Source organism: Castellaniella sp. (assembly GCF_049673105.1).
Taxonomy (GTDB): domain Bacteria; phylum Pseudomonadota; class Gammaproteobacteria; order Burkholderiales; family Burkholderiaceae_B; genus Castellaniella.
Map to the genome: position 1 here is coordinate 161,947 of NZ_JBATXG010000006.1, position 24,343 is coordinate 186,289.

Sequence of the window (24,343 nt, forward strand, 5' to 3'; positions counted from 1 at the left end):
GCCGGGGCCTGCCGAGCCCTTAGGGCTGGATCTGGGTCAGGTTGCCGTTGGCATCCCAGCGGAAGACCGCGAACTCGAACTGCTTCAGGTCGCCCTTGGCATCGTAATCAACTTTGCCGATGGCCGTATCGAAGCTGTTGCTGTGCATGTAGTCGGCGACTTTCGCCGGGTCGGTGCCCACCGCATTGATGCTGTCGGCCAGCACCTGCATGGCGGCATACGCCGTCATCGTAAAGGCGCCGTCGGGGCTGCGATTATATTGCTTGAATTGTTCCAGGATCTGCTCGTTGCCCTTGCGCTTGGTGAAATCGGCCGGCAGTGTCACCAGCAGCTTGTCCACCGCCGGACCGGCGATGGCGGCCAGGTCCTTGTTGGCAACGCCTTCGGGGCCCATGAACTGGGTGTCCAGCCCTTGTTCGCGCGCCTGACGCAGCAACAGACCCAGTTCGGGGTGGTAGCCGCCGAAATAGATCAGGTCGGGCCCCAGGGCCTTGAGTTTGGAAATCACTGCGGAATAATCGCTGTCGCCGACGTTGATGCCTTCGAACATGGCGATGTTCACGCCGTCTTTTTCCAGAGCTTTCTGCACCTGAGAAGCCACGCCCGAGCCATAGGTCTGCTTGTCGTGCAGGATGGCGATTTTCTGAGGCTTGAGCTGCTTGGCGATGTAGGCCGCGGCGAACGGGCCTTGCTGGTCGTCGCGCCCGATGGTGCGGAAGAAGAAGTGCGGTTTGATCGTGTCCGTGACCAGGGGCGAGGTGGCGCCCGGGGTGATGGCGACGATGCCTTCCTGTTCGTAGACGTTGACGGCAGGCACCGTGGTGCCGGAGCATGCGTGCGCAATGGCGAATTTCGCCCCCGCGTTCACCACGCGGTTGGCTGCCGGCACGGCCTGTTTGGGTTCGCAGCCATCGTCGATCAGCAGGGGTTCGATTTTCATCCCCTTGATCCCGCCAGCAGCATTAAACGCATCGATGGCGGTAAGAGCGCCAGCCTGAATCTGATCGCCGTACTGGGTGTTGGGACCGGTCATCGGCTGGGGGATGCCAATCTTCAGTGTATCGGCATGAGCGCCAGCAGCCAGCGACAGCGCGCCAAATGCCAGAACGACGGGGGTGATGCGCAAGGTGAACTTCATTAGGTATGTCTCCGGTAGAGGCGCCACTGGCCGTAGTCATGCCGGATACGGCACTGTAGCCAGGAGCGTCAAGCCTTGGTTTTTTGCTTCCGCCCTGAGAGGCAGGCGTATTCTGACGACTTGACCCGGACGTGTCACTACGGTTAATCCCTGATGAGCAGGTGTAACGGGCTGCACGTCTTGACGCAGCGCAAGATGACGAATCGCCCGGCGGCAGATGGTCTGTCGGTCAGGCGGCAAATTCGCGCGCCAGCTCGCCTGCTCGTTTGGCGGCGGCGGCGACGGCGTCGCACACGATGGCTGTCTGGCCACGCTGCTGGAACACAGCCAATGCCGCTGCCGTGGTGCCGCCCTTCGAGGTCACTCGTTCCCGCAGCACGGCGGGCGAGTCCGGAGACAAAGTCGCCAGTTGCGTGGCCCCGTGGAAGGTCGCGAGCGCCAGCTGCCGCGCTTGTTCAGGCGTCAGGCCCTGATGGATGCCCGCCTCGATCAGGGCTTCGAGGAACAGAAAGACATAGGCGGGGCCGCTGCCGGACACCGCAGTGACGGCGTCGATGGCGGCGTCATCGGCCACCCACAACACATCGCCCACCGCGCGCAGCAGTTCTTCGGCCAGCGCGCGGTCGTGGGCATCCACCCCGGCCAGGGCAGCCATGCCGGTCATGCCGCTGGCGATCAGCGCCGGGGTATTGGGCATGCAACGCACCACCCGCTCGTAGGGGGTGTCTTGATCTCCCAGCCAGCGGGCAATGGCAGCCCCGGGAATGCCGGCCGCGATGCTGATGATCAGGGTGTCGGGCTGCAGCCAGGGGCGACATTGCTGGACGACTTCCGCCATGATCTGCGGTTTGACGGCGAAGAACCAGACGCGGCAATCCGACAGCCTGTCGTCGGGCGCCGGCGCGGTCGTCGTGCCTAGTGCATTCCAACGGTCGCGGGTTTCTTCGCCCGGATCGATGACATGCACGCCAGCGGCGGCGCAGCGCCGCCCGATCAGGCCGCTGGCCAGGGCGTTGGCCATATTGCCGCCGCCAATCAATGCGAGAGAGAGTCCTTTTTCCATAGCGGATCATTGTACGATCATGTCTGCGATCCGCAGAATGCTTCTTTTATTTCTGCCCGCTTTTCCGGACATGTCCGACCATTCATGCTACAACGACGCCGATTGTTCGCCAGGGATGGCGAGTATTGCGGCAAACAGGGATTGTCAAAGCCGACATGAACTGGTCACAATACTTGCCTACAATCCCCCCGCCGCCACCTTGGCGTTACCGGGGTGGCATACACAGGAGACTCTGATGGCACTTTCTCTTTCCCGCATGACCGTCTTGGCTGCCCTGCTGGCCAGCGCCGGAGCTGCCCAGGCAGCGACCGACATCACCTTCTGGCATTCCATGGAAGGCCCCCTGGGTGAACGCGTCGACTCGATCGCCAAAGCCTTCAATGCCAGCCAATCCGACTATGTCGTGCATGCCGTCTACAAAGGCGCCTACGGCGAATCCATGAATGCCGGTATCGCGGCGTTCCGGGCGGGCAACGCCCCCGACATCCTGCAGGTCTTCGAGGTCGGCACCGCCACCATGATGTACGCCAAGGGCGCCGTCAAACCTGTGCAGGAACTGTCCGAATCCATCGGCGATCCGATCGATCCCAAGGCATTCCTGGGCGCCGTCGGCGGCTACTATTCCTCGCCGGAAGGCAAGCTCGTGTCCATGCCGTTCAACAGCTCGACGCCCGTGCTGTACTACAACAAGGACGCCTTCAAGAAAGCCGGCCTGAATCCGGATGCGCCGCCCAAGACCTGGCCCGAACTCGCCGATGCCGCTAAAAAACTGCGCGCCGCCGGCATGGAATGCGGCTATTCCAGCGCCTGGCCGTCCTGGGTACTGCTGGAAAACTTCGCCGCTTGGCACAACGTCCCCTACGCCTCCCAGGACAACGGTTTCGGGGGCCTGGATGCCCGCTTGCTGCTGGACAGCCCCTTGTTCAAGAAGCACCTGACCTTCTTGGCCAATATGGCCAAAGCGGGTGAATTCACCTACGGCGGCCGCGGCGACGCTGGCAACGCCCTGTTCACTTCCGGCAAATGCGGCATGTACACGGGTTCCAGCGGCATGCGCGCGTCGGTCATCAAGAACGGCCAGTTCGCCTTTGGCACCTCCACCCTGCCCTATTACCCGGACGTCCAGGGCGCTCCCCAGAACTCCATCATCGGTGGGGCTTCGCTGTGGGTGTTCAGCGGCAAATCCGACGCCGCCTACAAAGGCGTGATCAAGTTCTTCAAATATCTGGCCAGCCCGGAACAGTCCGCTGCCTGGCACCAGGGCACAGGCTATGTTCCGGTGACCAAGGCCGGCTACGAGCTGACGAAAAAATCCGGTTTCTACGATAAGAACCCCGGTACGGAAGTCGCCGTGCAGCAGCTGAACGCCGACACCACGGCCAATTCCCGCGGCATCCGCCTGGGGTATCTGCCGCAGATCCGCGATATCGAGGATGCCACGATGGAACAGATCTTCGCCGGCAAGACGACGCCGGAAGACGGTCTGAAGAAAATGACCACCGAAGGCAACGCTTTGCTGGAACGTTTTGAGAAAAGCGTGAAGTAAACGATGGAAAAACGCGTCGTCTTCCGCCACCGGACCCTGCCTTGGCTGTTGCTGGCTCCCCAGCTAGCCGTGACTTTGATCTTTTTCTTCTGGCCGGCTGGGCAGGCCATGTGGCAGTCGTTCCGTCTGGAAGACCCGTTTGGCCTGTCCTCGCAGTTTGTCGGGCTGGCCAACTTCGCCGACTTGTTCTCCAATGCGGATTACCTGGCCTCGTTTCGCACGACGGCCTGGTTTTCCACTTTGGTGGCGGTCGGCGGTCTGGCCATTTCGCTGCTGCTGGCGGTGATGGCGGATCGGGTGGTGCGCGGCGCCGCGATCTACAAGACCCTGCTCATCTGGCCGTATGCCGTGGCAGCGGCCGTGGCAGGTGTCTTGTGGCTGTTTTTGTTTTCTCCGTCCGTGGGCATCCTGGCGGTCGCCATGGTGCAAATGGGCTGGGGCTGGAATCCCCGTCTGGACGGTCAGGACGCCATGGCGCTGATCGTCTTTGCCTCTGTCTGGAAGCAGATCTCGTATAACTTCCTGTTTTTCCTGGCCGGATTGCAATCCATTCCCAGGTCCCTGATCGAAGCCGCCGCCATCGACGGAGCCGGTCCGGCACGCCGTTTCTGGACGATCGTGTTTCCGCTGCTGTCCCCCACCAGTTTCTTTTTGCTGGTGATCAATTTCATCTACGCCTTCTTCGATACCTTTGCCGTCATCGACGTCGTGACCCAGGGCGGCCCGGGCCGGGCGACCGATATTCTGGTCTACAAGGTATACAACGCCGGATTCAAAGGACTGGACCTGGGCGCATCCGCTGCCCAGTCCGTCATTCTCATGCTGATCGTGATTGCTCTGACCGCCATTCAGTTCCGCTACGTAGACCGCAAGGTCAATTACTGATGAGGACCCATCGTCATGGTTGAACGTCGTCCTCTTCTGGATCTGATCTCCCACGCTGTATTGATCCTGGGCGTGGCCGTGGTGGCCTTTCCGATCTACGTGGCGTTTGTCGCCTCGACACAGACGGCCCAGGAAGTCGCCCAGGCCCCCATGTCGCTGATTCCCGGCAGCCACTTTTTCAGCAACTACTGGACGGTCCTGACCGGCAGCGCCGTCAATACCCCGCCGGTGGGCCGCATGTTGTGGATCAGCACCTTCATGGCGCTGGCGATTGCCGTCGGCAAAATCGTGATTTCCATGATGTCGGCCTTTGCCGTGGTGTATTTCCGCTTTCCTTTCCGCATGCTGTGCTTCTGGATGATCTTCGTCACCCTGATGCTGCCCGTGGAAGTGCGTATCGCCCCCACTTACGCGGTGGTCGCTGATCTGGGCATGCTGAACAGTTACGCCGGCCTGACGCTGCCCTTGATCGCCTCGGCCACGGCCACGTTCCTGTTCCGGCAGTTCTTCCTGACGGTGCCCGACGAACTGGCCGAGGCCGCGCGCATCGATGGCGCCGGCCCCATGCGGTTCTTCAAGGACATCCTGTTCCCTCTGTCGCGCACCAGCATTGCCGCCCTTTTCGTCATCCAGTTCATCTACGGCTGGAATCAATACCTGTGGCCGCTGATCATCACCACCCAGGAAAACATGTACCCGATCGTGGTCGGCATCCGCCGCATGATCGCCGGAGGCGACAGCGTGACCGAATGGAATCTGGTCATGGCCACCGCCTTGCTGGCCATGATTCCGCCTGCGGCGGTGGTCATCCTGATGCAGAAATGGTTCGTCAAGGGCCTGGTCGACACAGAAAAATAGGATAAACGTTTACATGGCAACCCTGAGTTTTCGCAATGTGCGCAAGACCTACCCTGGCGGCGTCGCTGTCATCCATGGCATCGATATGGAAATCCAGGATGGGGAATTCGTCGTGATCGTCGGCCCGTCAGGCTGCGGCAAATCCACGTTGATGCGCATGGTCGCAGGCCTGGAAACCATCACCGAAGGCGAAATCGCCATCGGCGACCGGGTCGTCAATACCTTGGAACCCGCCGAACGCAACATCGCCATGGTGTTCCAGAATTACGCGCTGTACCCTCACATGAGCGTGTTCGACAACATGGCTTACGGCCTGAAGATCCGCCGTATGGACAAAGCAGAGATCCGCCAGCGCGTCGAGGACGCCGCCCGCATCCTGGAACTGGACCATCTGCTGGATCGTCGCCCGCGCCAGCTCTCAGGCGGCCAGCGCCAACGCGTGGCCATGGGCCGCGCCATCGTGCGCGAACCCTCTGTTTTCCTGTTCGACGAGCCTCTGTCGAACCTGGACGCCAAACTGCGCGTGCAGATGCGCCTGGAAATCCAGAAACTGCATCAACGCCTGAAAACCACCAGCCTGTACGTCACCCACGACCAGGTGGAAGCCATGACGCTGGCGCACCGCATGATCGTCATGAATCAGGGCATCCCTGAACAGATCGGCACCCCGGCCCAGGTCTTCGAGCGTCCCGCCACCACGTTCGTCGCCAGCTTCATCGGCTCGCCGCCCATGAATCTGTTGCAGGTGAATATCGACGCCCAGGGCCGGGCTGTGGGCCTGGATGGCGCCGCCCTGCCCGTACAAGCCCCCGCCTCGGCGGCGCGCTCGTCGCGCTTGACCCTGGGTCTGCGCCCGGAACACCTGCGCTTGAACGCGCCCGGCCTGCAGGTTCTGGTGGAAACCGTCGAAATCCTGGGATCGGAACAGCTCATCCACGCCCGTTGGGGGGATCAACCCCTGATCCTGCGTTGCGCTGTCGCGGAAACCCAGGACCGCCCCTTGCGGCACGGCGACGTCATCACCTTGGGCCCTGACGCGCAGCACGCCCCCCATTGGTTTGATGTCGATTCAGGCAAACGCATCGACGCCTGATACCGGTGGCGCTCTGCACCTGGGGCGCACCATGAAAAAGGGATCCCGATCGGGATCCCTTTTTCATGCCGTCACAAGGACTTATTTGAAGACGGATTTCGAGCCGTCGGCGTGCCAGGTGAAGACGTCGAACTTGAAGGACTTCAGGTCGCCCTGCTTGTTCCAGGAGATTTCACCGATCGGGGTCTTGACCGAATTGGCATGCAGCCAGGCCGCGACCTTGGCCGGATCATCCTTGCCCACGCCCTTGATGCCTGCCACGATCGATTCCAGTGCGGAATAAGCAGTCAGCTGGAACGCGCCGCCCGGATTGCGGTTTTTGTCCTTGAAGGCCTTGACCACGGATGCGTTGGCGGGGTCGGTCGTGAAGTCTGCGGGCAGCGTGACCAACATGCCTTCGACAGCCGGGCCGGCGATGGCGTTGATGTCGGGATTGCCCACGCCTTCCGGACCCATGAATTTGGCCTGCAGGCCTTGTTCGGCGCCCTGGCGCAGCAGCAGACCCATTTCGGGGTGGTAGCCGCCGTAATAGACGAAGTCGGCGCCCGCGGATTTCAGTTTCGTGATGACGGCGGAATAGTCGCTGTCACCGGCGTTGATGCCTTCGAACAGCACGACCTTGATCCCGGCCTTTTCCAGGTCGTTCTTGACGGCGGTCGCGATGCCCTGGCCGTATGACTGTTTGTCATGCAGCACGGCAACTGCGGTGGGTTTGATTTTTTGCGCGATGAATTCGGCAGCGGCGGGACCTTGTTGGTCGTCGCGGCCGATGGTGCGGAAAATCATGTCGTAGTTCTTGCCGTCGGTCACGGCGGGCGAGGTCGCGGATGGGGACACCATCACGATGCCTTCGTTGTTGTAGACGGGCGCTGCGGCAATCGTCGCACCCGAGCACACGTGGCCGACCACATAATGGATCTTTTCATTGACGACGCGGTTGGCGACGACCGGACCCTGTTTGGGTTCGCACGCGTCATCCATGACCACGGCTTCCAGCTTGTTGCCCAGCACGCCGCCATTGGCGTTGATGGTTTCGATTGCCGTGTCCACGCCTTCTTTGACCATATCGCCGTATTGCGTCAGTGCCCCGGTGTAAGGCCCCGCAATGGCGATCTTGATTGTGTCAGCGTTCGCCGCGGAAGACATCATCAGACCGGTGGCGAGCCCAAGAGCGGCAACCATCGGCGTTAAGCGAATGTTCATACAACCTCCTTTGAAAGACCCAGAAAGAATACACGAAACCCCCGTAAGGCGGATCATGCCACATACGGGGGTTTTCCCGACACTCAGGTGCAGACGGGCACGTCTGCGCGCATGAATCAATCAGGCCAGCAAGCTGCGCAGCATCCAGGCGTTCTTCTCGTGGACGTCCAGGCGCTGGGTCAGCAGATCCGCGGTCGGCTGATCATTGACGGCATCGGCGCGCTGGAAGGCTTTGCGGGCGGTCTTGGCGACGGCTTCGTTGCCGGAGACCAGCAGGCGCAGCATTTCTTCCGCCGACGGCACGGCGGCGGGTTCCTGGATCGAGCTGAGACGGGCATATTCTGCATAGGTGCCCGGTGCGTAATGGCCCAGCGCGCGGATACGCTCGGCAATCGCGTCGAGCGCCTGCCAGGCTTCCGTGTACTGCGTCATGAACAATTGATGCAGGGTGCTGAACATGGGGCCGGTCACGTTCCAGTGGAAATTGTGCGTCATCAGGTACAGCGTATACGTATCAGCCAGGGTATGCGCAAGCTCCGCCGCAACGGCGGCGCGGTCCTTATCGGAAATACCGATGTCGATCGGCAGACCGGACGGGATTGTATTGGCCTTGAGGGACGTGGTCTTTTTGGCAGCTTTTGGCATGAAGTACTCCGTTAAAACGTGGTTGTTCCAGCATAGCACGCAGCGATGGCGCGCCACCGGGGGGTAAACCGGCGGCTTGCCTCAGGTCAATCCACCGCCACGGCAGCCGCGATCGGGTCTTGCGCCATCGTGACGCCGGGCATGCCGCAGCCTCGGATGGCCTCGACCAGCGCCTCGATGGCCGCCAGCCGGGGAAAGCTCTTGCGCCAGATCAGGACCACTCGCCGGTCAGGCGCTGGCGGTGCGAACGGAATGAAGCGCAGCAGCTTGCTCTCGGCGCCCTGCATGCCCAAGGCGCTCGCCGGCATCACGGTGATGCCGATCCCGGCTGCCACCATATGTCGAATGGTTTCCAGCGACGAGCCTTCGAAGGTCCGTTGGATGCCTTCGCTGGATGCCGAGTAACGGGACAGTTCCGGGCAGACCTCGAGCACCTGGTCGCGAAAGCAGTGGCCGGCTCCCAGCAGCAACATGGTTTCTTCTTTCAGGCGCTGCGAAGCGATGCGTTTTTCATGCGCCCAGGGGTGATCGTGCGGCAGAGCGACATAAAAAGGCTCGTCATACAGAGCGCATTGCGCCAGACCGGTTTCCGGCAGCGGCAGCGCCACGATGGCGCAGTCGATTTCGCCCTGGCGCAGGAGTTCCAGCAGCCGCGTCGTATAGTTTTCCTGCAGCAGCAACGGCATCTGCGGCGTGCGGCGAATCTGCTCCGGCACCAGATGCGGCAGCAAATAGGGGCCGATCGTGTAGATCACCCCCACGCGCAGCGGGCCTTCCAGCGGGTCGTGTCCCTGGCGGGCGATTTCACGCAGATTCGCGCCCTCTTCCAATACCTTTTGCGCCTGGGCCACCACCCGCAGACCGATGGGCGTGATGCCGATCTCGGCGCCGCCGCGTTCGAACAGCACTACCCCCAGTTCTTCTTCCAGCTTGCGGATGGCCACGGACAAGGTCGGCTGACTGACGAAGCAGGCCTCGGCAGCCCGACCGAAATGGCGTTCCCGCGCCACGGCGACGATGTATTTCAATTCGGTCAGAGTCATGACATCCCCGTTTTATTGTGTGATCTCAACTGCGCAGATACTGAGTGGCGCCGGCCATCCAGCGCTGCTGGTGCGCCTGGGCCGCATCCGGAAAATCGCGGGCCAGCCAGCCGGCGGCGGCCCGCGCCTGGTCCAGCAGATCTTCGTCCTCATTCAAATCGGCAAAGCGCAGCAGCGTCTGCCCCGACTGGCGCACCCCCAGCAGTTCGCCGGGCCCTCGCTGCGCCAGGTCGCGCCGGGCGATTTCGAAGCCGTCCGTGGTCTCATACAGGGCGCGCAGACGTTCTCTGGCCAGAGCGGACAGCGGCGGCTGGTACAGCAAGACGCACGTCGATTCACGCGCCCCGCGCCCCACCCGGCCCCGCAACTGATGCAGCTGGGCCAGACCGAAGCGCTCGGCGTGCTCGATCACCATCAGGCTGGCGTTGGGCACATCCACCCCGACTTCGATCACGGTGGTGCTGACCAGCAGGTCGAGTTCGCCTCTGCGAAAGGCCGTCATGGTGTCGGTTTTTTCCTGTGCGGGCAGGCGCCCGTGCATCAGGCCGATGCTCAGATCCGGCAGTTCGGCCCGCAGATGTTCCCACGTATCGACCGCGGTCTGCAGTTGCAGGGCTTCGCTTTCTTCGACCAGGGGGCACACCCAGTACGCCTGTTGCCCTTCGCGCACGGCGGCGGCCACGTGCATCAGCACTTCATCGCGCCGCTGATCCGCAAACAAGCGGGTGCGCACCGGCGTGCGGCCCGGCGGCAGTTCGTCCAGGACCGAGACGTCCATGTCGGCGAAAAAGGCCATGGCCAGGGTGCGCGGAATCGGGGTGGCGCTCATGCTGAGCTGGTGCGGTACCTGCGCGAGCATGTCGCCCTTGCGGTTGAGCGCCAGGCGTTGACCGACGCCGAAACGGTGCTGTTCGTCGCTGATCACCAGCCCCAGCGCCTGGAACTGCACTTTGTCCTGGATCAGCGCCTGGGTGCCGATGGCCAACCGGGCCTGCCCAGAAGCGATATCCTGCAGCGCCTGGCGGCGTTTGGCCGCCGGCAGAGCGCCCGTCAGCCAGGCGATGGACACGCCCAGGGGTTCGAACCATTCAGAAAATTTCCGCCATAGCTGTTCCGCCAGAATCTCGGTGGGCGCCATGACGGCTACTTGAGCGCCGGCATCGATAGCCTGCGCGGCAGCCCAGGCGGCCACCAAAGTTTTGCCGCTGCCCACATCGCCTTGCAACAGCCTGTGCATGGGATGCGCGCAACTCAGGTCGGCCTGAATCTCGCGAATGGCGCGTTCCTGCGCCGCCGTGGGACTAAACGGCAAAGCAGCTCGCAACTGCCGGCTGAGCTGCCCGTCGCCCGTCAAGGGCTGGCTGCGCATGGCGCGCCGCGCGGCTCTGGCATTGGCCAGGGCCAGTTGCTGCGCCAGCAGTTCGTCGAATTTGATGCGCCGCCAGGCTGGATGTTCGTGTTCCGCCAGCGACGCCAGGGAAATCTCCGGCCCCGGATGATGCAACAGCCTCAGGGACGTCTCGAAATCCGCCAGATCATAGGCCTGGCGCACCGCCTCGGGCAGCGTGTCGCCCAGGTCGGCCTGGTCCAGCGCCCGCGCGATGGCCTTTCGTAAGCTGGCCTGGGATAGGCCCTGCGTCGTGGGATAAACAGGCGTCAGGGTGTCCGGCAGAGGCGTGCCGGGTTCCGTCACCAAGGGATGGATCATCTCCAGCCCCTGGTAGCCTAGACGGACTTCTCCGCGGATGCGGATGCGGCGCCCGGCCCGCAGCCGCGCCTGCTGCCCAGGATAGACATGCAGCCAGCGCAACTGCAACTGACCAGTCTCGTCGGCCAGCGTGGCATACAGTTCACGACGCGGTCTGAGCCGGATGTCGCTGTCGAGGACATCGCCCTCGAACAAGGCATAGACCCCCGGCCTGGCCTGGGCGATGGGCGTGACGCGGGTTTCGTCCTCGTAGCGCAACGGCAGATGGACGATGAAATCCGCTGGTGAGCGCAGGCCCAGGCGTTCGAACAGGCGTGCCTGTGTACTGGCGGATGGCTGTCCCGAGCGCTTGGGCGCCCGGGTAGCGCCGACCGAAGCCATGACGGCGATCCGGGAGACGCAATCAAAGCGCCAGAATGGCCTCGACTTCGAACTGGGCGCCCTTGGGCAGGCTGGCGACTCCGAGAGTGGAGCGCGCCGGATAGGGCTGGGGAATGATTTCCGCCATGATGGCGTTGGCGCTGGCGAATTTGCTGAGGTCCGTCAGGAACAAGGTCAGTTTGACGATGTTGTCCAAAGAACCGCCAGCGGCCTCGATGACTGCCTGCATATTGGCGAAAGACTGGCGCACCTGGCCTTCGAAGTTTTCCGAGACCAGTTCGCCGGTGCCGGGTTCCAGCCCGATCTGCCCCGACAGGAAGACCAGGCGGCCCGACGTGGTGGCGACTGCCTGAGAGTACGGACCCACGGCGGCCGGCGCAGCGTCGGAGTGGATGATGGTCTTGCTCATGATGGACTTCCCTGAGTGAGTTTTATAACTATCAGAGTTTACTGATCAATAGCAAAAAATAAAAGTGGGATTATTTTTCGGCAAAGGCGCGCTCGAACACGTAATCACCGGGTTCGCCGACGCCAGGAGAGACGACGAAGCCGCGCGCATCGAGCATGGCCCGGATATCGGCCAGCATGGCGGGGCTGCCGCAAATCATGGCGCGATCGGTGGCGGGGTCCAACGGCGGCAGGCCGATATCCTGGAAAAGCTGACCGCTTTCCACCAGCGTCGTCAAGCGCCCCTGGTGTTCGTGGGGTTCGCGGGTCACGCTGGGATAGTAAATCAGCTTGTCCCGCACCAGTTCGCCCAGGAATTCATCCTGCGGCAGTTCGCGCGTAATGTAGTCCGCATAGGCCAGTTCGCTGATGAAGCGCACCCCGTGCATCAGGATGACCTTGTCGAAGCGGTCGTAGACGTCGGGATCCTTGATGATGCTCATGAAGGGCGCCAGGCCCGTGCCGGTCGCGAACAAATACAGATGGCGGCCCGGCTTCAGATCGTCCACGACCAGGGTGCCGACCGGTTTCTTGCTGACCAGCACGGCATCGCCGGGTTGCAGATGCTGCAGCCGGGACGTCAGCGGACCGTTGGGGACCTTGATGCTGAAGAATTCCAGGTTTTCCTCGTGGTTGGCGCTGGCGATGCTGTAGGCGCGCATCAACGGCTTGCCTTCGACTTCAAGGCCGAGCATGACGAAATGACCGTTGTGAAAACGCAGACCGGGATCACGGGTGGTCTTGAAGGAAAACAGCGTGTCATTCCAGTGATGCACGCTGAGGACATGTTCGGAAAGAAAAGCGGCCATGAGAAAGGTCGAGTGGAATTCAGAGGAATGGAAATGGTACAGCGCAGGCTGTCAAAAACCAGGATAACCCCGTATAGGCGGGAGGTTTCTTGATCTGGCGCAAGATCATGGGCCGACAGCGGGCAACGGCGGTTGTTTTTAGGGCATTGTAGCGTGGTGCGCTTGCTTTCGGCCCTTCGACATGCTAAATTTTCGTGCTGATTTTGAGAATCATTATCATTCATTGTATCCAATTCACGGAACCACGACCATGACGCATCGCTTCAATCCGTCCGCCCTTGCTCGCCGCCTATCCCTGTGGGCTGTCGCACTGCCCTTGCTGGCAGGCAGCGCGGCCATGGCGGCTGAAGTCAATCTGTATACCACGCGCGAGCCCAAACTGATCGAACCCCTGCTGGCCGCCTTTACCCAGGACACAGGCGTCAAGGTCAATACGGTATTCGTCAAGGACGGCCTGTTGGAGCGAGTGCGCACGGAAGGCGCACAATCCCCGGCGGACGTCCTGATGACGGTGGACATCGGCAATCTGCTGGACCTGGTCGATGGGGGCGTCACGCAGCCCGTGCAGTCCGCCGCCCTGGAATCCGCCATCCCCGCCCACCTGCGGGGTGCCGATGGCAAGTGGTTCACCCTGTCGCTGCGCGACCGGGTCGCCTATGTCGCTAAAGACCTGGACATCCAGGCCATGAACTATGAAGACTTTGCCGATCCGCGCTGGAAGGGCAAGGTCTGCATCCGTTCCGGCCAACATCCCTACAACACGGCCATGATCGCTGCCATGATCGCCCATGACGGCGCAGAGGCGACCGAACAATGGCTGCGGGGTGTGAAGGCCAATCTGGGGCGCGCGGCCACCGGCGGCGACCGCGATGTGGCACGCGACATTCTGGGCGGGATCTGCGATGTCGGCATCGCCAATGCCTATTATGTCGGTCGCATGAAGAATGCCGAGCCCGGTACCGATGCCCGCCGCTGGGGCGACGCGATCCGCGTCATCCGCCCGACGTTCAAGGCGTCTCAAGGCACCCACGTCAATATTTCCGGCGCATCGGTGGCGCAGCATGCCCCCAATCGCACGCAAGCCGTTCAACTGCTGGAATACCTGGTATCCGACAAGGCGCAGAGCCTCTATGCCCAAGCCAACTACGAATACCCGGTCAAGGCAGGCGTCAAGCTGGACCCGACCGTCGAGAGCTTCGGCCCCTTGCACATCGATACCCTGCCGCTGGGCGAAATCGCCCGTCACCGCAAACAAGCCAGCGAATTGGTTGATCGCGCTGGTCTGAACCAGTAGGCATCCGCGATGCCGGCAGTCGACATCAGGTCTTGGCCATGGCATGCCGGCATGCTGGTGGCCGCCCTGGCCGTTCTGGCGCCGATCCTGGCGCTGGTCGGCCAGGCCACCCAGGGCGGCAGCGAACACTGGAGCCATCTGCTGCAGTTCGTGTTGCCCGATGCCTTGGCTCAGACCCTGACCCTGCTGGCCGGTGTCGGCTTGCTGGCCGGCGCCTTGGGTGTAGGCGCCGCATGGCTGGTGACCGCCCATGATTTCCCTGGGCGCGCCCTGCTGTCCTGGGGGCTGTTGCTGCCGCTGGCCGTGCCGACCTATATCGTCGCCTACGCCTACCTGGATATTTTGCACCCCATCGGTCCTGTCCAGGAAGCCATCCGCGGCCTGCTGGGCTATTCCAGCCCGCGAGAATTCCGCCTGCCCGATGTGCGCGGCCTGGCCGGGGCCAGCGTGTTGCTGGCGTTTGTCCTGTATCCCTACGTCTATCTGACGACGCGCAGCATGTTCGCCAATCAGGCGGCGCATCTGATGGAAGCCGCCCGCCTGCTGGGTCATGGCCCCTGGGCAGCGTTCTGGCGTGTGGCCCTGCCCATGGCCAGACCGGCCATCGCCGTCGGCCTGTGCCTGGTGCTGCTGGAAACTCTGAATGACATCGGCGCATCCGAATTTCTGGGCGTCCAGACCCTGACGGTGGCGATCTACACCACCTGGGTCACGCGATCCGATCTGGCCGGCGCCGCGCAGATCGCGCTGGTTGCGCTCGCGCTGGTGACGGCGCTGATCGCCATCGAGCGCCACGGTCGCCGCCATCTGCGCTACACGGGCAGCCGACGTAGCGCCGCCATCCACCCGCGCCGGCTGCACGGTTCAGCCGGATGGCTGGCCACCGTGCTCTGCCTGGTGCCGATCCTGATCGGCTTTGTCGCGCCGGCAGGATATTTGCTGGCGCTGACGCTGGAACGTCTGGGATCCGGGCTATGGCCCTCATCCGCTTTGCTGAACGCGGCCTGGCAAACCGTCAGCGTGTCCGCGTTGGCCACGATCGCCGCCCTGGCAATCGGCCTGATCGTGGTCTGGAGCCGGCGCATTATGCACCGCGTCCCGGCCTGGCTGCGGGCCTTTCCCCGATTGGCGACCCTGGGCTACGCCCTGCCCGGCACCGTCCTGGCCATCGGGCTGCTGTTTCCGATCATGGCGGCTGAACACGGCCTGGCCTGGCTGCGCACCGTCATGGGTCAGGACCCTGTCGGCCTGATTTTGCTGGGCACGCCCGTCGCGCTGACGCTGGCCTATGTGATCCGTTTTCTGACCATCCCGGTAGGAACGCTGGAATCCGGGCTGGATCGGATTCCCCCTTCTTTTGAGCAGGCCGCCCGCCTGCTGGGCGAAAATGTGCATGGCACCTTGAGACGCGTGCACCTGCCGCTGCTGCGCCCGGCCCTGATCGCCTCGGCATTGCTGGTGTTCGTCGATGCCATGAAAGAGCTGCCGGCCACCTTGCTGCTGCGCCCTTTAAACTTTGACACGCTCGCCACCTGGTTATATGGTGAAGCAGCCCGGGGGTCTTACGAAGAAGGCGCCATCGCGGCGCTGGGCATCGTCGCCGCGGGCCTGATCCCTGTCCTTATCCTGGCCCGGCTGCTTGACCGCCCGAACGCCTGAGAAACCACGATATGCTGGAACTTGATCACATCTCTCTGAGCTACGCCACAGATCACGGTCGCAACACCGTCCTGCGAGATCTGAATCTGTCTCTGGACAGCGGCGAGATCGCCTGCCTGTTGGGCGCCTCGGGGTGCGGCAAGACCAGTGTGCTCAGGGCCATCGCCGGCTTCGAACCGCTGGACGCCGGAACGATCCGCCTGGACGGCTGCCTGCTGTCCGATCAGAAATGCTGCATGGCGCCTGAATTCCGGCGCGTGGGCATGATGTTCCAGGACTATGCGCTGTTTCCCCATCTGAACATCGCCGACAACGTGGGCTTTGGCCTGCGCCGCCAGTCCAGTCACGAACGGCGGCAGCGTATCCACGACATGCTGGCTCTGGTCGGCATGAGCGGCCTGGACAAGCGCTATCCGCACGAGCTATCCGGCGGTCAGCAACAGCGCGTCGCGCTGGCCCGGGCGCTGGCGCCCGCCCCCGCCCTGCTGCTGCTGGACGAGCCGTTTTCGAATCTGGACGTCGATGCGCGGGAACGACTGGCGTTCGAGCTGCGCGATCTGCTGAAGGCCGCCGGCAGCACTGCGCTGGTGGTCACCCACAATCAGGCCGAAGCCTTTGCCGTCGCCGACAGGATCGGCATCCTGCAACAAGGCCACCTGATCCAATGGGCGACCCCTTACGACACCTATCATCATCCGGTCAGCCCGGAAATATCGGCCTTCGTCCGCCGCGAGGCGCTGCTGGCCCAACGCACCCAGGCCTGCCTGCGCGGCGCGCCTGCGGCCTGCGCCGCCGCCTGACCGCAGCCGGCTGAACGCTGTTTCTCAGGCGCCCGGCGGTTCCTGAGGATCCAGCCCCAATTCCTGGCATTTGCGCGTCAGCGTATTGCGGCCTATCCCCAGCATCAGCGCCGCCCGTCCCCGTTGCCCGCCCGCCAGCGCCAAGGCCTGGCGCAATAGCACGCGTTCAAAATCCTGCCGCAAGACATCCGTCAGATCAAGGTCCTGCCGCTGCAAACGGAGCCTAACCTCGTGGGCCAGAGCAGCCTGCCAGTCATTTTGCGGCTCCGCGTCTGACCGCCCCCCAGGGGCGCCGCCGTCCGCGTGGATGTCCGGCGGCAGGTCCTGGGCGTGCACCTGGGGGCTGGCGGTCATGACGGTCAGCCATTGGCAGATATTTTCCAGCTGGCGGATATTGCCGGGATAGTCGAACTGCTGCAGGGCCCGCAGGGCGTCAGGGTCGAGCGTGCGCACAGGCACACCCAGCTGGGCTGCGCTGCGCGCCAGAAAATGGCGTGCCAGCGTCTCGATGTCTTCGCGCCGCGCCCGCAGGGCCGGCAGACGCAAACGGATGACGTTCAGGCGATGGAACAGATCGGCGCGAAACAGGCCGGCCTGCACGCGGTCTTCCAGGGGCTGGTGCGTGGCTGCCACGATGCGGACGTCGACCTGAATGGCACGGCTGCCCCCTACCCGGTAAAAGCTGTTTTCCGCCAACACACGCAGCAGGCGCGTCTGCAGCTCGGCGGGCATATCGCCGATCTCATCCAGAAACAGTGTGCCGCCATCGGCCTCTTCGAAGCGGCCCTTGCGCATCTGGACGGCGCCGGTAAAAGCGCCACGCTCGTGGCCGAACAGCTCGGCTTCCAGCAGATCGCGCGGAATCGCCGCGGCATTGACCGCCACGAATGGCCCAGCCGCGCGCCGGCTGTGCTGGTGCAAGGCTCTTGCCACCAGTTCTTTGCCGGTGCCCGATTCGCCGGTAATGAGCACCGTGACGCTGGACTGGGCCAGGCGTCCGATGGCGCGAAAAACTTCCTGCATGGCTGGCGAATGCGAAAGCAGCATGCCGCTTTCTTCCGTGCGCTCGATGTCCGCCGACACCACCGGGCTACCGGCTTCCTGTTCAGGCGCGGACGGGACGGTCGTCGAGTCCCTCGCCGCCTGCGCCGCGCGGCTGATCAAATCCATAGCCGCCTGGATATCAAAGGGCTTGGCCAGATAATCGAAAGCGCCCTGGGAAAATGCGGCGACGGTGGTGTCCAGATCGGTATAGGCCGTCATCAGAATGACCGGCAGATCCGGCAGACGGGCGCGAATTCCGGCCAGAACCTCGAAGCCGTCCATCCCTGGCATCCGGACGTCGGATAGCAGCACGACGGGACGCTTCGGGTCTTGCAGGTCATCCAGATCGTCCAGGGCCGCCAGCAGGGCTGCACCGTCGGCAAAGCAGTGCGGCTCCCAGCCTGCCTTGCCCAGGGCGCGTTCCAGCACCCAGCGCATGCCGGGCTCGTCATCCAGGACCCAGACAGGCTTCATGGCGTCTCCAGAGGCAGCAGCAGACGGAATTCGGTATGACCCGGCCGCGAATCGAATTCCAGTACGCCGCCATGCAGTTGCAGGCAGGCCTGGGCCAGATTCAGCCCCAGCCCCGTGCCCTGGGCGCGACCCGTCACCAGGGGATGAAAGAGCTTGTTTTGCAAGGCTTCGGGCACGCCGGGGCCGTTGTCGATCACCGTGATCATCAGCCCCATGCGATGCGGGGTGCGCAACAGCACTGGCTGGTGCACGATGCGCGTGCGCAGTTGCAGCACAGGCGCGGACAGATCCGCAGCCTCGGTCAAGGCCTGCGCCCCGTTGCGCACCACGTTCAGCAGCGCTTGCAACAGGCGGTCGCGGTCGGCGACGATGTCGGGCACCGAGGTATCGTAATCGCGCACCAGCGTCAGCCGCTGGCCGAATTCCAGCTCGATCAGGGCCAGCGCCCGCTCGCAGATCTCGTGCACATTGAAGCAGTGCGGTTCGATGTCCTGCCGCTGGGGCGACACCAGCCTGGCGACCAGATTGGCCAGGCGATCGGCTTCTTCGATGATGACCCGGGTGTAATCCTGCAGGTTGCGGTCGGCCAATTCCATCTCCAGCAACTGCGCGGCCACGCGCAGACCGGTCAGGGGATTGCGAACCTCGTGGGCCAGATTGCGCAGCGTTTCGCGTTGCGCGGCCTGATCGGCCAGCGCCTGCTGCTGGTCGTCGAAACGGGCCGCCTGATGCACCGGAATTTCCAGCAGCCAGGCCCAAGGCTGCCCCGACAGCGGAGTCTTCAAAACGCTGGTCAGGCCGCCGAGAAAGATCGCCGGACTTTGCCCGACCAGCTGCCGCCTGGACGCCCCCAGCAGTTCCTCGGCGGCGCTGTTGGCGTACACAATCCGTTCGGATTCGTCCAGCAACAGCACCGCCGTTTGCAGCAGCTCGAAGCCGGACGGATCCATGGGGACGGCCTTTTACAGGGCGTAGTACATGTCGAACTCGACGGGATGCGGCGTCACGCGCAGGCGATTGAGTTCGCTTTCCTTCAGGTGCAGGTAGGCATCCAGCAAGTCGTTGCTGAAGACACCGCCGCGCGTCAGGAATTCACGGTCGCGGTCCAGGGCTTCCAGGGCTTGTTCCAGCGAGGAGCAGACGGTCGGGATCTTGGCGTCTTCTTCGGGCGGCAGATCGTACAGGTTTTTATCTGCCGGGTCGCCCGGGTGGATCTTGTTCTGCACGCCGTCCAGACCCGCCATCATCAGCGCCGAAAACGCCAGATAGGGATTGGCCAGAGGATCCGGGAAGCGGGCTTCCACCCGGCGGGCCTTGGGATTGCTGACGTAGGGGATGCGGATCGAGGCCGAACGGTTGCGGGCCGAATACGCCAGCTTTACGGGGGCTTCGTAGTGCGGCACCAGGCGCTTGTAGGAATTCGTGCCCGGATTGGTCAGGGCGTTCAGGGCGCGGGCATGATGGATGATGCCGCCGATGTAGTACAGCGCGAATTCCGACAGGCCGCCGTAACCGTTGCCCGCAAACAGGTTCTGGCCGTCCTTCCAGATCGACTGGTGCACGTGCATGCCCGAGCCGTTATCGCCGACGACGGGTTTGGGCATGAAGGTCGCTGTCTTGCCATAAACGTGGGCGACGTTGCGGATCACGTATTTCATGATCTGCGTCCAGTCGGCGCGCTGCACCAGCGTGGAAAAGCGGGTGCCGATTTCCAGCTGGCCGCAGTTGCCGACCTCGTGGTGGTGGATCTCGACGGGTACGCCCATCTGTTCCATCAACAAGCACATTTCGGAGCGCATGTCGGCGAAAGAATCGATGGGCGGCACGGGCACGTAGCCGCCCTTGACGGCGGGCCGATAGCCTTGGTTGGTGCCGTTGGCATCGTCCGCATTGGACCAGGCGCCTTCGTTGGAATGGATCTTGACGAAGCTGCCCGCCATATCGGAATTCCAGCTGATGCCGTCAAAGACGAAGAATTCGGGTTCCGGGCCGAAATAGGCGGTATCGCCCAGACCGCTGGATTTCAGATAGGCTTCCGCGCGGCGCGCCAGGGAACGCGGGTCGCGGTCATAGCCCTTCAGGTCGGAAGGCTCGACCACATCGCAGGTCAGGATCAGCGTGCTTTCCTCGCGGAAGGGATCCATGCGGGCGGTGGCGGCATCCGGGACCAGAATCATGTCCGAGGCTTCGATGCCCTTCCAGCCGGGCAGCGAAGAGCCGTCGAAGGCCACGCCGGATTCCATGCGGTCTTCGTCCACCAGGCCGGCGGGCACCGTCAGGTGGTGCTCACGGCCCAAGGTATCGGTAAAGCGGAAATCCACGAACGCGACTTCGCGATCGACAATCATCTGGACGACGTTTTCAGGGGTGGACATACGGGCTCCTGCGCCAAAAAATAAAAAGGATGCAAGCCCGGGGGCTTTGCCATGTGCGACGGTGCGAGGCGTCGTCGGTTTTTCATAAAGCAAATGCCGTGCCAACTATCGAGCACCGTGCGAGCCGTCGCTGCTGCCCGCGCCAGCCAGGCGCAGGATCCTGATTCAACGGCGAAACGCACCAAATTGGTGCACATTTTAAAACAGGATGCACCGCATCAGGGCAAAAATTCCATTTGCAAATCATTCAAAAAGCGCCAACCCTGAGAAGTGGCCTGCACGCGGTCCAGCCCCGGCTGCAGCAAGCCCCGATCCACCGCGCGGCGCATGGCCGGCAAGATGGCCATCAAGGACAGGCCGGTGCGTTCGATGAACAGCCCGCCTTCGACCCCCTGCTTCAATCGCAAGGCATTGAGCATGAACTCAAAGCCCAGATCCCCATGATTGAGTTCGCGCTGCTCGACGATGTGCTTGCCCTGGCGTTCCTGAGCCAGGCGCATCCAGGCGTCGGGCATGCGCGCACGGGCCTGACGAATGATGCGATTCTGAAAAGAAATCTTGGAATGTGCGCCTGGCCCTATGCCCAGATAGTCGCCGAACTGCCAATAATTCATGTTGTGCTGGCAGACCTGGCCGGGCCGCGCATAGGCGGATACCTCGTAGCGCTCGAATCCGGCGGCCTCGGCCAAGGCCGCCACCCTATCCTGCATGACCGCGCTCTGTTCGTCGTCGGGCAGTCGCGGCGGATATTTGGCGAATACGGTATTGGGTTCCAGCGTCAGGTGATACAGCGACAGATGCCCGGTCTCGAACGCCAGCGCCTCGCGCACGTCCTGTTCACATTGGGTCAACGTCTGCTGCGGCAAGGCGAACATCAGATCCAGGTTCACACGGTCCACGGCGCGCTGCGCCATCTCGATCGCCGCCTTGGCCTGAGCGGCATCGTGAATGCGCCCCAGGCGCTTCAATTTGTCATCGTCGAAGCTTTGAATGCCCAGCGAAATGCGATTCACGCCGGCCTTGGCATAGCCCTGGAAACGGGCCGCCTCGGCCGTGCCGGGATTGGCCTCCAGCGTGATTTCCGCATCCGGCGGCAGGCTGAGCGTCGCGCGCAGCAGGCTGATGATCTGGTCTACCGCATCGGCGGACAGCAGGCTGGGGGTGCCGCCGCCGAAAAATACCGTGGACACCTGTCGCCCCCAGACATCGGGCAGCGCTTGTTCCAGATCTGCCTGCAGCGCCTGCAAATAGGCCTGTTCCGGGATGTCTCCGTTGCGCTCGTGCGAATTGAAATCGCAGTACGGACATTTGTGCACGCACCAGGGCACGTGGATATAAATGGACAGCGGCGGCAAGGCCGCCAGACCGGGCCGGCCTCGCACGCCGGGACGGCCATCGCTGGCTGGCTCGGCCTGCGGTACACGGACAAGTTTTTTCATGGAAGCACCTTCAGCAGGGCAAGTCGCCGTATTCGCTGCGCAAAGCCTGCAGCAACTGGCGCAGCGCGCGCGCGCGGTGACTGAGCCGGTTTTTCTGTTCCAGCGGCAGTTCAGCCGCCGTCATGCCCAGATCGGGCAGATAAAAATACGGATCGTAGCCAAAGCCATTGGCGCCTCTGGGCGCCATCAGGATTTCGCCGTCCCAGCTGCCCTCGACGACGATGGGACGCGGATCGTCGGCGCTGCGGATGTAGACCAGCACGGCAACGTAGCAGCCGCGCCGGTCCGGCTGGTTTGCCAGATCGGCCACCAGGCGCGCATTGTTCGCCGCATCCGAGCGCGTGCCATCGGCGGATGCGGCATATCGAGCCGATTGCACGCCAGGCGCGCCGCCCAGGGCCCGGACGCACAGCCCGGAATCATCGGCCAGCGCGGGCAGGCCGGTGCTTTGGCTGGCATGCCGCGCCTTGGCCAGAGCATTTTCCACAAAGGTGCCAAACGGCTCTTCGGCCTCGGGGACCCCCAGCGCGCCCTGGGGCACCATGTCGATCCCTGCCGCTGCCAGGCTGGCTGAAAATTCCTTGAGTTTGCCGGGGTTATTGGACGCCAGGACGACGCGCTTCATGACGCGGACTCCAGGGCCAGGGACTGGGCCTGGATCAGTTGGCGGATCCCGCCATCGGCCAGATCCAGCAAGGCATCCAGCTGTTGACGCCGGAAACTGCCGCCCTCGCCCGTACCCTGGACTTCGACGAAATCCCCGGCGCCGGTCATGACGACATTCATGTCGGTATCGCACTGCGAGTCCTCGGCGTAGTCCAGATCCAGGACAGCCGCTTCGCCGATCAGCCCCACCGAGACCGCCGCCACCTGACCGCGCAAAGGATTGGCCGTCAATAAGCCGCGCGCCTGCAGGCCGCGCACCGCCAGCGCCGCCGCCAGCCAGGCGCCGGTGATGCTGGCGCAACGCGTGCCGCCATCGGCCTGCAGGACGTCGCAATCCAGGTGCAGGGAACGTTCCCCCAGCGCCTGCAGATCGAACACCGCCCGCAGACTGCGACCGATCAAGCGCTGGATTTCCTGAGTGCGCCCGCTTTGCTTGCCCCGGGCGGCCTCGCGTTCGCCGCGGGTGTGCGTGGCGCGCGGCAGCATGCCGTATTCCGCCGTCACCCAGCCCTGGCCTTTGCCCTTCAGGAACGGCGGTACTTTTTCCAGCACGCTGGCGGTACACAGCACGCGGGTATCGCCCATACAAGCCAGCACGGACCCTTCGGCATGGCGCGTATAGCCGGTCAGCAGCTGAACCGGACGCAGAGCGTTGGCCGCTCGCCCGGAGGGGCGGGCAGCGGAGACGGATAGAGGGGATTCGGACATGAGTGGATTTCCAGGCTGAAGGAGCAGACTACAATGACGCCCTTATTGTAGAGAATCCCGAGAGCGCCCCGATGATCCGTAGCATGACTGCCTATGGCGCCAGCCGCCTGGAAGCCGAACAGGGTGTCCTGGCCGCCGAAGTGCGCAGCGTCAACAACCGCTTTCTGGACCTGAACCTGCGGATCCCCGAGGACCTGCGCTTCGCCGAAGGCGCCGTGCGCGAGCTGGTCAATCGCCATGCCCTGCGTGGCAAGGTCGAAATCAAGCTCAGCTACAGCGTCGTTGAACGAGATGCGCTGCGCCCCTTTGACGAGGCCGCCGTCCAGGCGTTGGCCGGGCAACTGGCCTGGGCGCGCCGCCATATCCCCGATCTGCCTGCCCCGACCCTGGCCGAACTGCCCCGTGAAGGCCTGGCCCGCAGCGGTCTGGATGCGGCAATCTGGCAACCGCTGTGCGAACAGGCCTGTACCCAGGCTCTCAAGGAATTCCAGGCCGCCCGCGAACGCGAAGGCGCCCGCCTGGCCCAGGCCATGCTGCAGATGGCCGAGGACATCACGGACATTGTGGACCGTGTGCAGGCCGAGCTGCCCGAGCTGGTGCGGCAGCATCAGGACCGCATCGCCCAGCGGCTGCGCGAAGCTCTGCTGGCGGCCAGTCCGGAAGGGTTTTCCGCCATCAGCGGCGCCGAACTGACCGCCCGCATCGCCCAGGAAGCCAGTCTGTTCGGGCTGCGCGTGGATGTGGCCGAGGAAATCACCCGCTTGCGTTCGCACCTGCAGGAACTGCGCGATATCCTGAACGGCGCCCATGCCTCGGCGACGCGCGGCAGCGGCAAGCGCCTGGACTTCCTGTTCCAGGAAATGAATCGCGAAGCCAATACCCTGGGTTCCAAAGCCGCCGCCCTGACTGTGACCCAGGCCGCCATCGACCTGAAGCTGCTGATCGAGCAGATGCGCGAGCAGGCGCAGAACATCGAGTGATCCGCCGTCCAGGATACGGCGTGCGCCCGCCTCTGGAATGCTCAGACTAATGGAAAATCCCTGTTTCCTTGCAGACTTGATTCGA

22 protein-coding genes are annotated in these 24,343 nt (G+C 63.3%); 8 read left to right on the forward strand and 14 right to left on the reverse strand.

Annotated features, from left to right (window positions below):
• Positions 1-19: 19 nt before the first annotated feature.
• Positions 20-1,138 (reverse strand): high-affinity branched-chain amino acid ABC transporter substrate-binding protein, encoded by a 1,119-nt coding sequence (locus tag WBF69_RS02100; protein ID WP_424260714.1) that lies wholly within the window; start codon positions 1,136-1,138, stop codon positions 20-22.
• Between the two features lie 229 nt (positions 1,139-1,367).
• Positions 1,368-2,201 (reverse strand): pyrroline-5-carboxylate reductase, encoded by an 834-nt coding sequence (proC, locus tag WBF69_RS02105; protein ID WP_424260716.1) that lies wholly within the window; start codon positions 2,199-2,201, stop codon positions 1,368-1,370.
• Positions 2,202-2,436: 235 nt separating this feature from the next.
• Between proC and ugpB the strand changes: the two genes are divergently transcribed.
• The 4 genes from ugpB to WBF69_RS02125 are packed head-to-tail and all read left to right on the forward strand — an operon-like array spanning position 2,437 to position 6,583.
• Complete coding sequence (gene ugpB / locus WBF69_RS02110) at positions 2,437-3,747, forward strand: sn-glycerol-3-phosphate ABC transporter substrate-binding protein UgpB (RefSeq protein ID WP_424260718.1); 1,311 nt, start codon at positions 2,437-2,439, stop codon at positions 3,745-3,747.
• Between the two features lie 3 nt (positions 3,748-3,750).
• Entirely contained in the window at positions 3,751-4,632 is an 882-nt protein-coding gene (ugpA, locus tag WBF69_RS02115) for a sn-glycerol-3-phosphate ABC transporter permease UgpA (RefSeq protein WP_424260720.1), read from the forward strand.
• 15 nt (positions 4,633-4,647) lie between these two features.
• Positions 4,648-5,490, forward strand: coding sequence for a sn-glycerol-3-phosphate ABC transporter permease UgpE (gene ugpE, locus WBF69_RS02120; protein WP_424260722.1), 843 nt, complete (start codon positions 4,648-4,650; stop codon positions 5,488-5,490).
• A 13-nt stretch (positions 5,491-5,503) separates the two neighbouring features.
• On the forward strand, positions 5,504-6,583 hold the full coding sequence (locus WBF69_RS02125) for a sn-glycerol-3-phosphate import ATP-binding protein UgpC (protein ID WP_424260724.1): 1,080 nt from the start codon (positions 5,504-5,506) through the stop codon (positions 6,581-6,583).
• 81 nt (positions 6,584-6,664) lie between these two features.
• On the opposite strand, the gene WBF69_RS02130 is transcribed toward WBF69_RS02125, so the two are convergent.
• From WBF69_RS02130 to WBF69_RS02155, 6 genes are all read right to left on the reverse strand, one after another.
• Entirely contained in the window at positions 6,665-7,786 is a 1,122-nt protein-coding gene (locus WBF69_RS02130; RefSeq protein WP_424260726.1) for a branched-chain amino acid ABC transporter substrate-binding protein, read from the reverse strand.
• Between the two features lie 120 nt (positions 7,787-7,906).
• On the reverse strand, positions 7,907-8,431 hold the full coding sequence (locus WBF69_RS02135; RefSeq protein ID WP_424260728.1) for a Dps family protein: 525 nt from the start codon (positions 8,429-8,431) through the stop codon (positions 7,907-7,909).
• An 86-nt stretch (positions 8,432-8,517) separates the two neighbouring features.
• Complete coding sequence (locus WBF69_RS02140) at positions 8,518-9,474, reverse strand: LysR substrate-binding domain-containing protein (protein WP_424260730.1); 957 nt, start codon at positions 9,472-9,474, stop codon at positions 8,518-8,520.
• 25 nt (positions 9,475-9,499) lie between these two features.
• Positions 9,500-11,563: an ATP-dependent DNA helicase RecG gene (gene recG, locus WBF69_RS02145; protein WP_424260732.1), complete on the reverse strand. Its 2,064-nt coding sequence runs from the start codon at positions 11,561-11,563 to the stop codon at positions 9,500-9,502.
• 22 nt (positions 11,564-11,585) lie between these two features.
• Complete coding sequence (locus tag WBF69_RS02150) at positions 11,586-11,972, reverse strand: Rid family detoxifying hydrolase (protein ID WP_424260734.1); 387 nt, start codon at positions 11,970-11,972, stop codon at positions 11,586-11,588.
• A gap of 70 nt (positions 11,973-12,042) precedes the next feature.
• A complete protein-coding gene (locus tag WBF69_RS02155; RefSeq protein WP_424260736.1) occupies positions 12,043-12,819 on the reverse strand; it encodes a ferredoxin--NADP reductase in 777 nt (258 codons plus the stop codon).
• Between the two features lie 250 nt (positions 12,820-13,069).
• On the opposite strand from WBF69_RS02155, the gene WBF69_RS02160 reads away from it, so the two are divergent.
• From WBF69_RS02160 to WBF69_RS02170, 3 genes are read left to right on the forward strand one after another with little or no spacing between them, the layout of a single operon-like run.
• Positions 13,070-14,113: a Fe(3+) ABC transporter substrate-binding protein gene (locus tag WBF69_RS02160; protein ID WP_424260738.1), complete on the forward strand. Its 1,044-nt coding sequence runs from the start codon at positions 13,070-13,072 to the stop codon at positions 14,111-14,113.
• Between the two features lie 51 nt (positions 14,114-14,164).
• A complete protein-coding gene (locus WBF69_RS02165; protein WP_424260740.1) occupies positions 14,165-15,772 on the forward strand; it encodes an ABC transporter permease in 1,608 nt (535 codons plus the stop codon).
• A gap of 11 nt (positions 15,773-15,783) precedes the next feature.
• Complete coding sequence (locus WBF69_RS02170) at positions 15,784-16,572, forward strand: ABC transporter ATP-binding protein (protein WP_424260742.1); 789 nt, start codon at positions 15,784-15,786, stop codon at positions 16,570-16,572.
• A gap of 24 nt (positions 16,573-16,596) precedes the next feature.
• On the opposite strand, the gene ntrC is transcribed toward WBF69_RS02170, so the two are convergent.
• The 6 genes from ntrC to rph form a co-directional block, all read right to left on the reverse strand.
• Entirely contained in the window at positions 16,597-18,090 is a 1,494-nt protein-coding gene (gene ntrC / locus WBF69_RS02175; RefSeq protein WP_424260744.1) for a nitrogen regulation protein NR(I), read from the reverse strand.
• Positions 18,087-19,040: a nitrogen regulation protein NR(II) gene (gene glnL / locus WBF69_RS02180; protein ID WP_424260746.1), complete on the reverse strand. Its 954-nt coding sequence runs from the start codon at positions 19,038-19,040 to the stop codon at positions 18,087-18,089. The genes ntrC and glnL overlap by 4 nt, the downstream gene beginning before the upstream one ends.
• A 12-nt stretch (positions 19,041-19,052) precedes the next feature.
• The gene (glnA, locus tag WBF69_RS02185; protein WP_424260748.1) at positions 19,053-20,465 is read right to left on the reverse strand and encodes a type I glutamate--ammonia ligase; all 1,413 of its coding nucleotides are present in this window, start codon (positions 20,463-20,465) and stop codon (positions 19,053-19,055) included.
• 218 nt (positions 20,466-20,683) lie between these two features.
• Entirely contained in the window at positions 20,684-21,904 is a 1,221-nt protein-coding gene (gene hemW / locus WBF69_RS02190) for a radical SAM family heme chaperone HemW (RefSeq protein ID WP_424260750.1), read from the reverse strand.
• Positions 21,905-21,914: 10 nt separating this feature from the next.
• Positions 21,915-22,529, reverse strand: coding sequence for an RdgB/HAM1 family non-canonical purine NTP pyrophosphatase (rdgB, locus tag WBF69_RS02195; protein ID WP_424260752.1), 615 nt, complete (start codon positions 22,527-22,529; stop codon positions 21,915-21,917).
• The gene (gene rph, locus WBF69_RS02200; RefSeq protein ID WP_424260754.1) at positions 22,526-23,278 is read right to left on the reverse strand and encodes a ribonuclease PH; all 753 of its coding nucleotides are present in this window, start codon (positions 23,276-23,278) and stop codon (positions 22,526-22,528) included. Before rph ends, rdgB begins: the two co-directional genes overlap by 4 nt.
• 71 nt (positions 23,279-23,349) lie before the next feature.
• On the opposite strand from rph, the gene WBF69_RS02205 reads away from it, so the two are divergent.
• A complete protein-coding gene (locus tag WBF69_RS02205; RefSeq protein ID WP_424260756.1) occupies positions 23,350-24,258 on the forward strand; it encodes a YicC/YloC family endoribonuclease in 909 nt (302 codons plus the stop codon).
• Positions 24,259-24,343 lie beyond the last annotated feature (85 nt).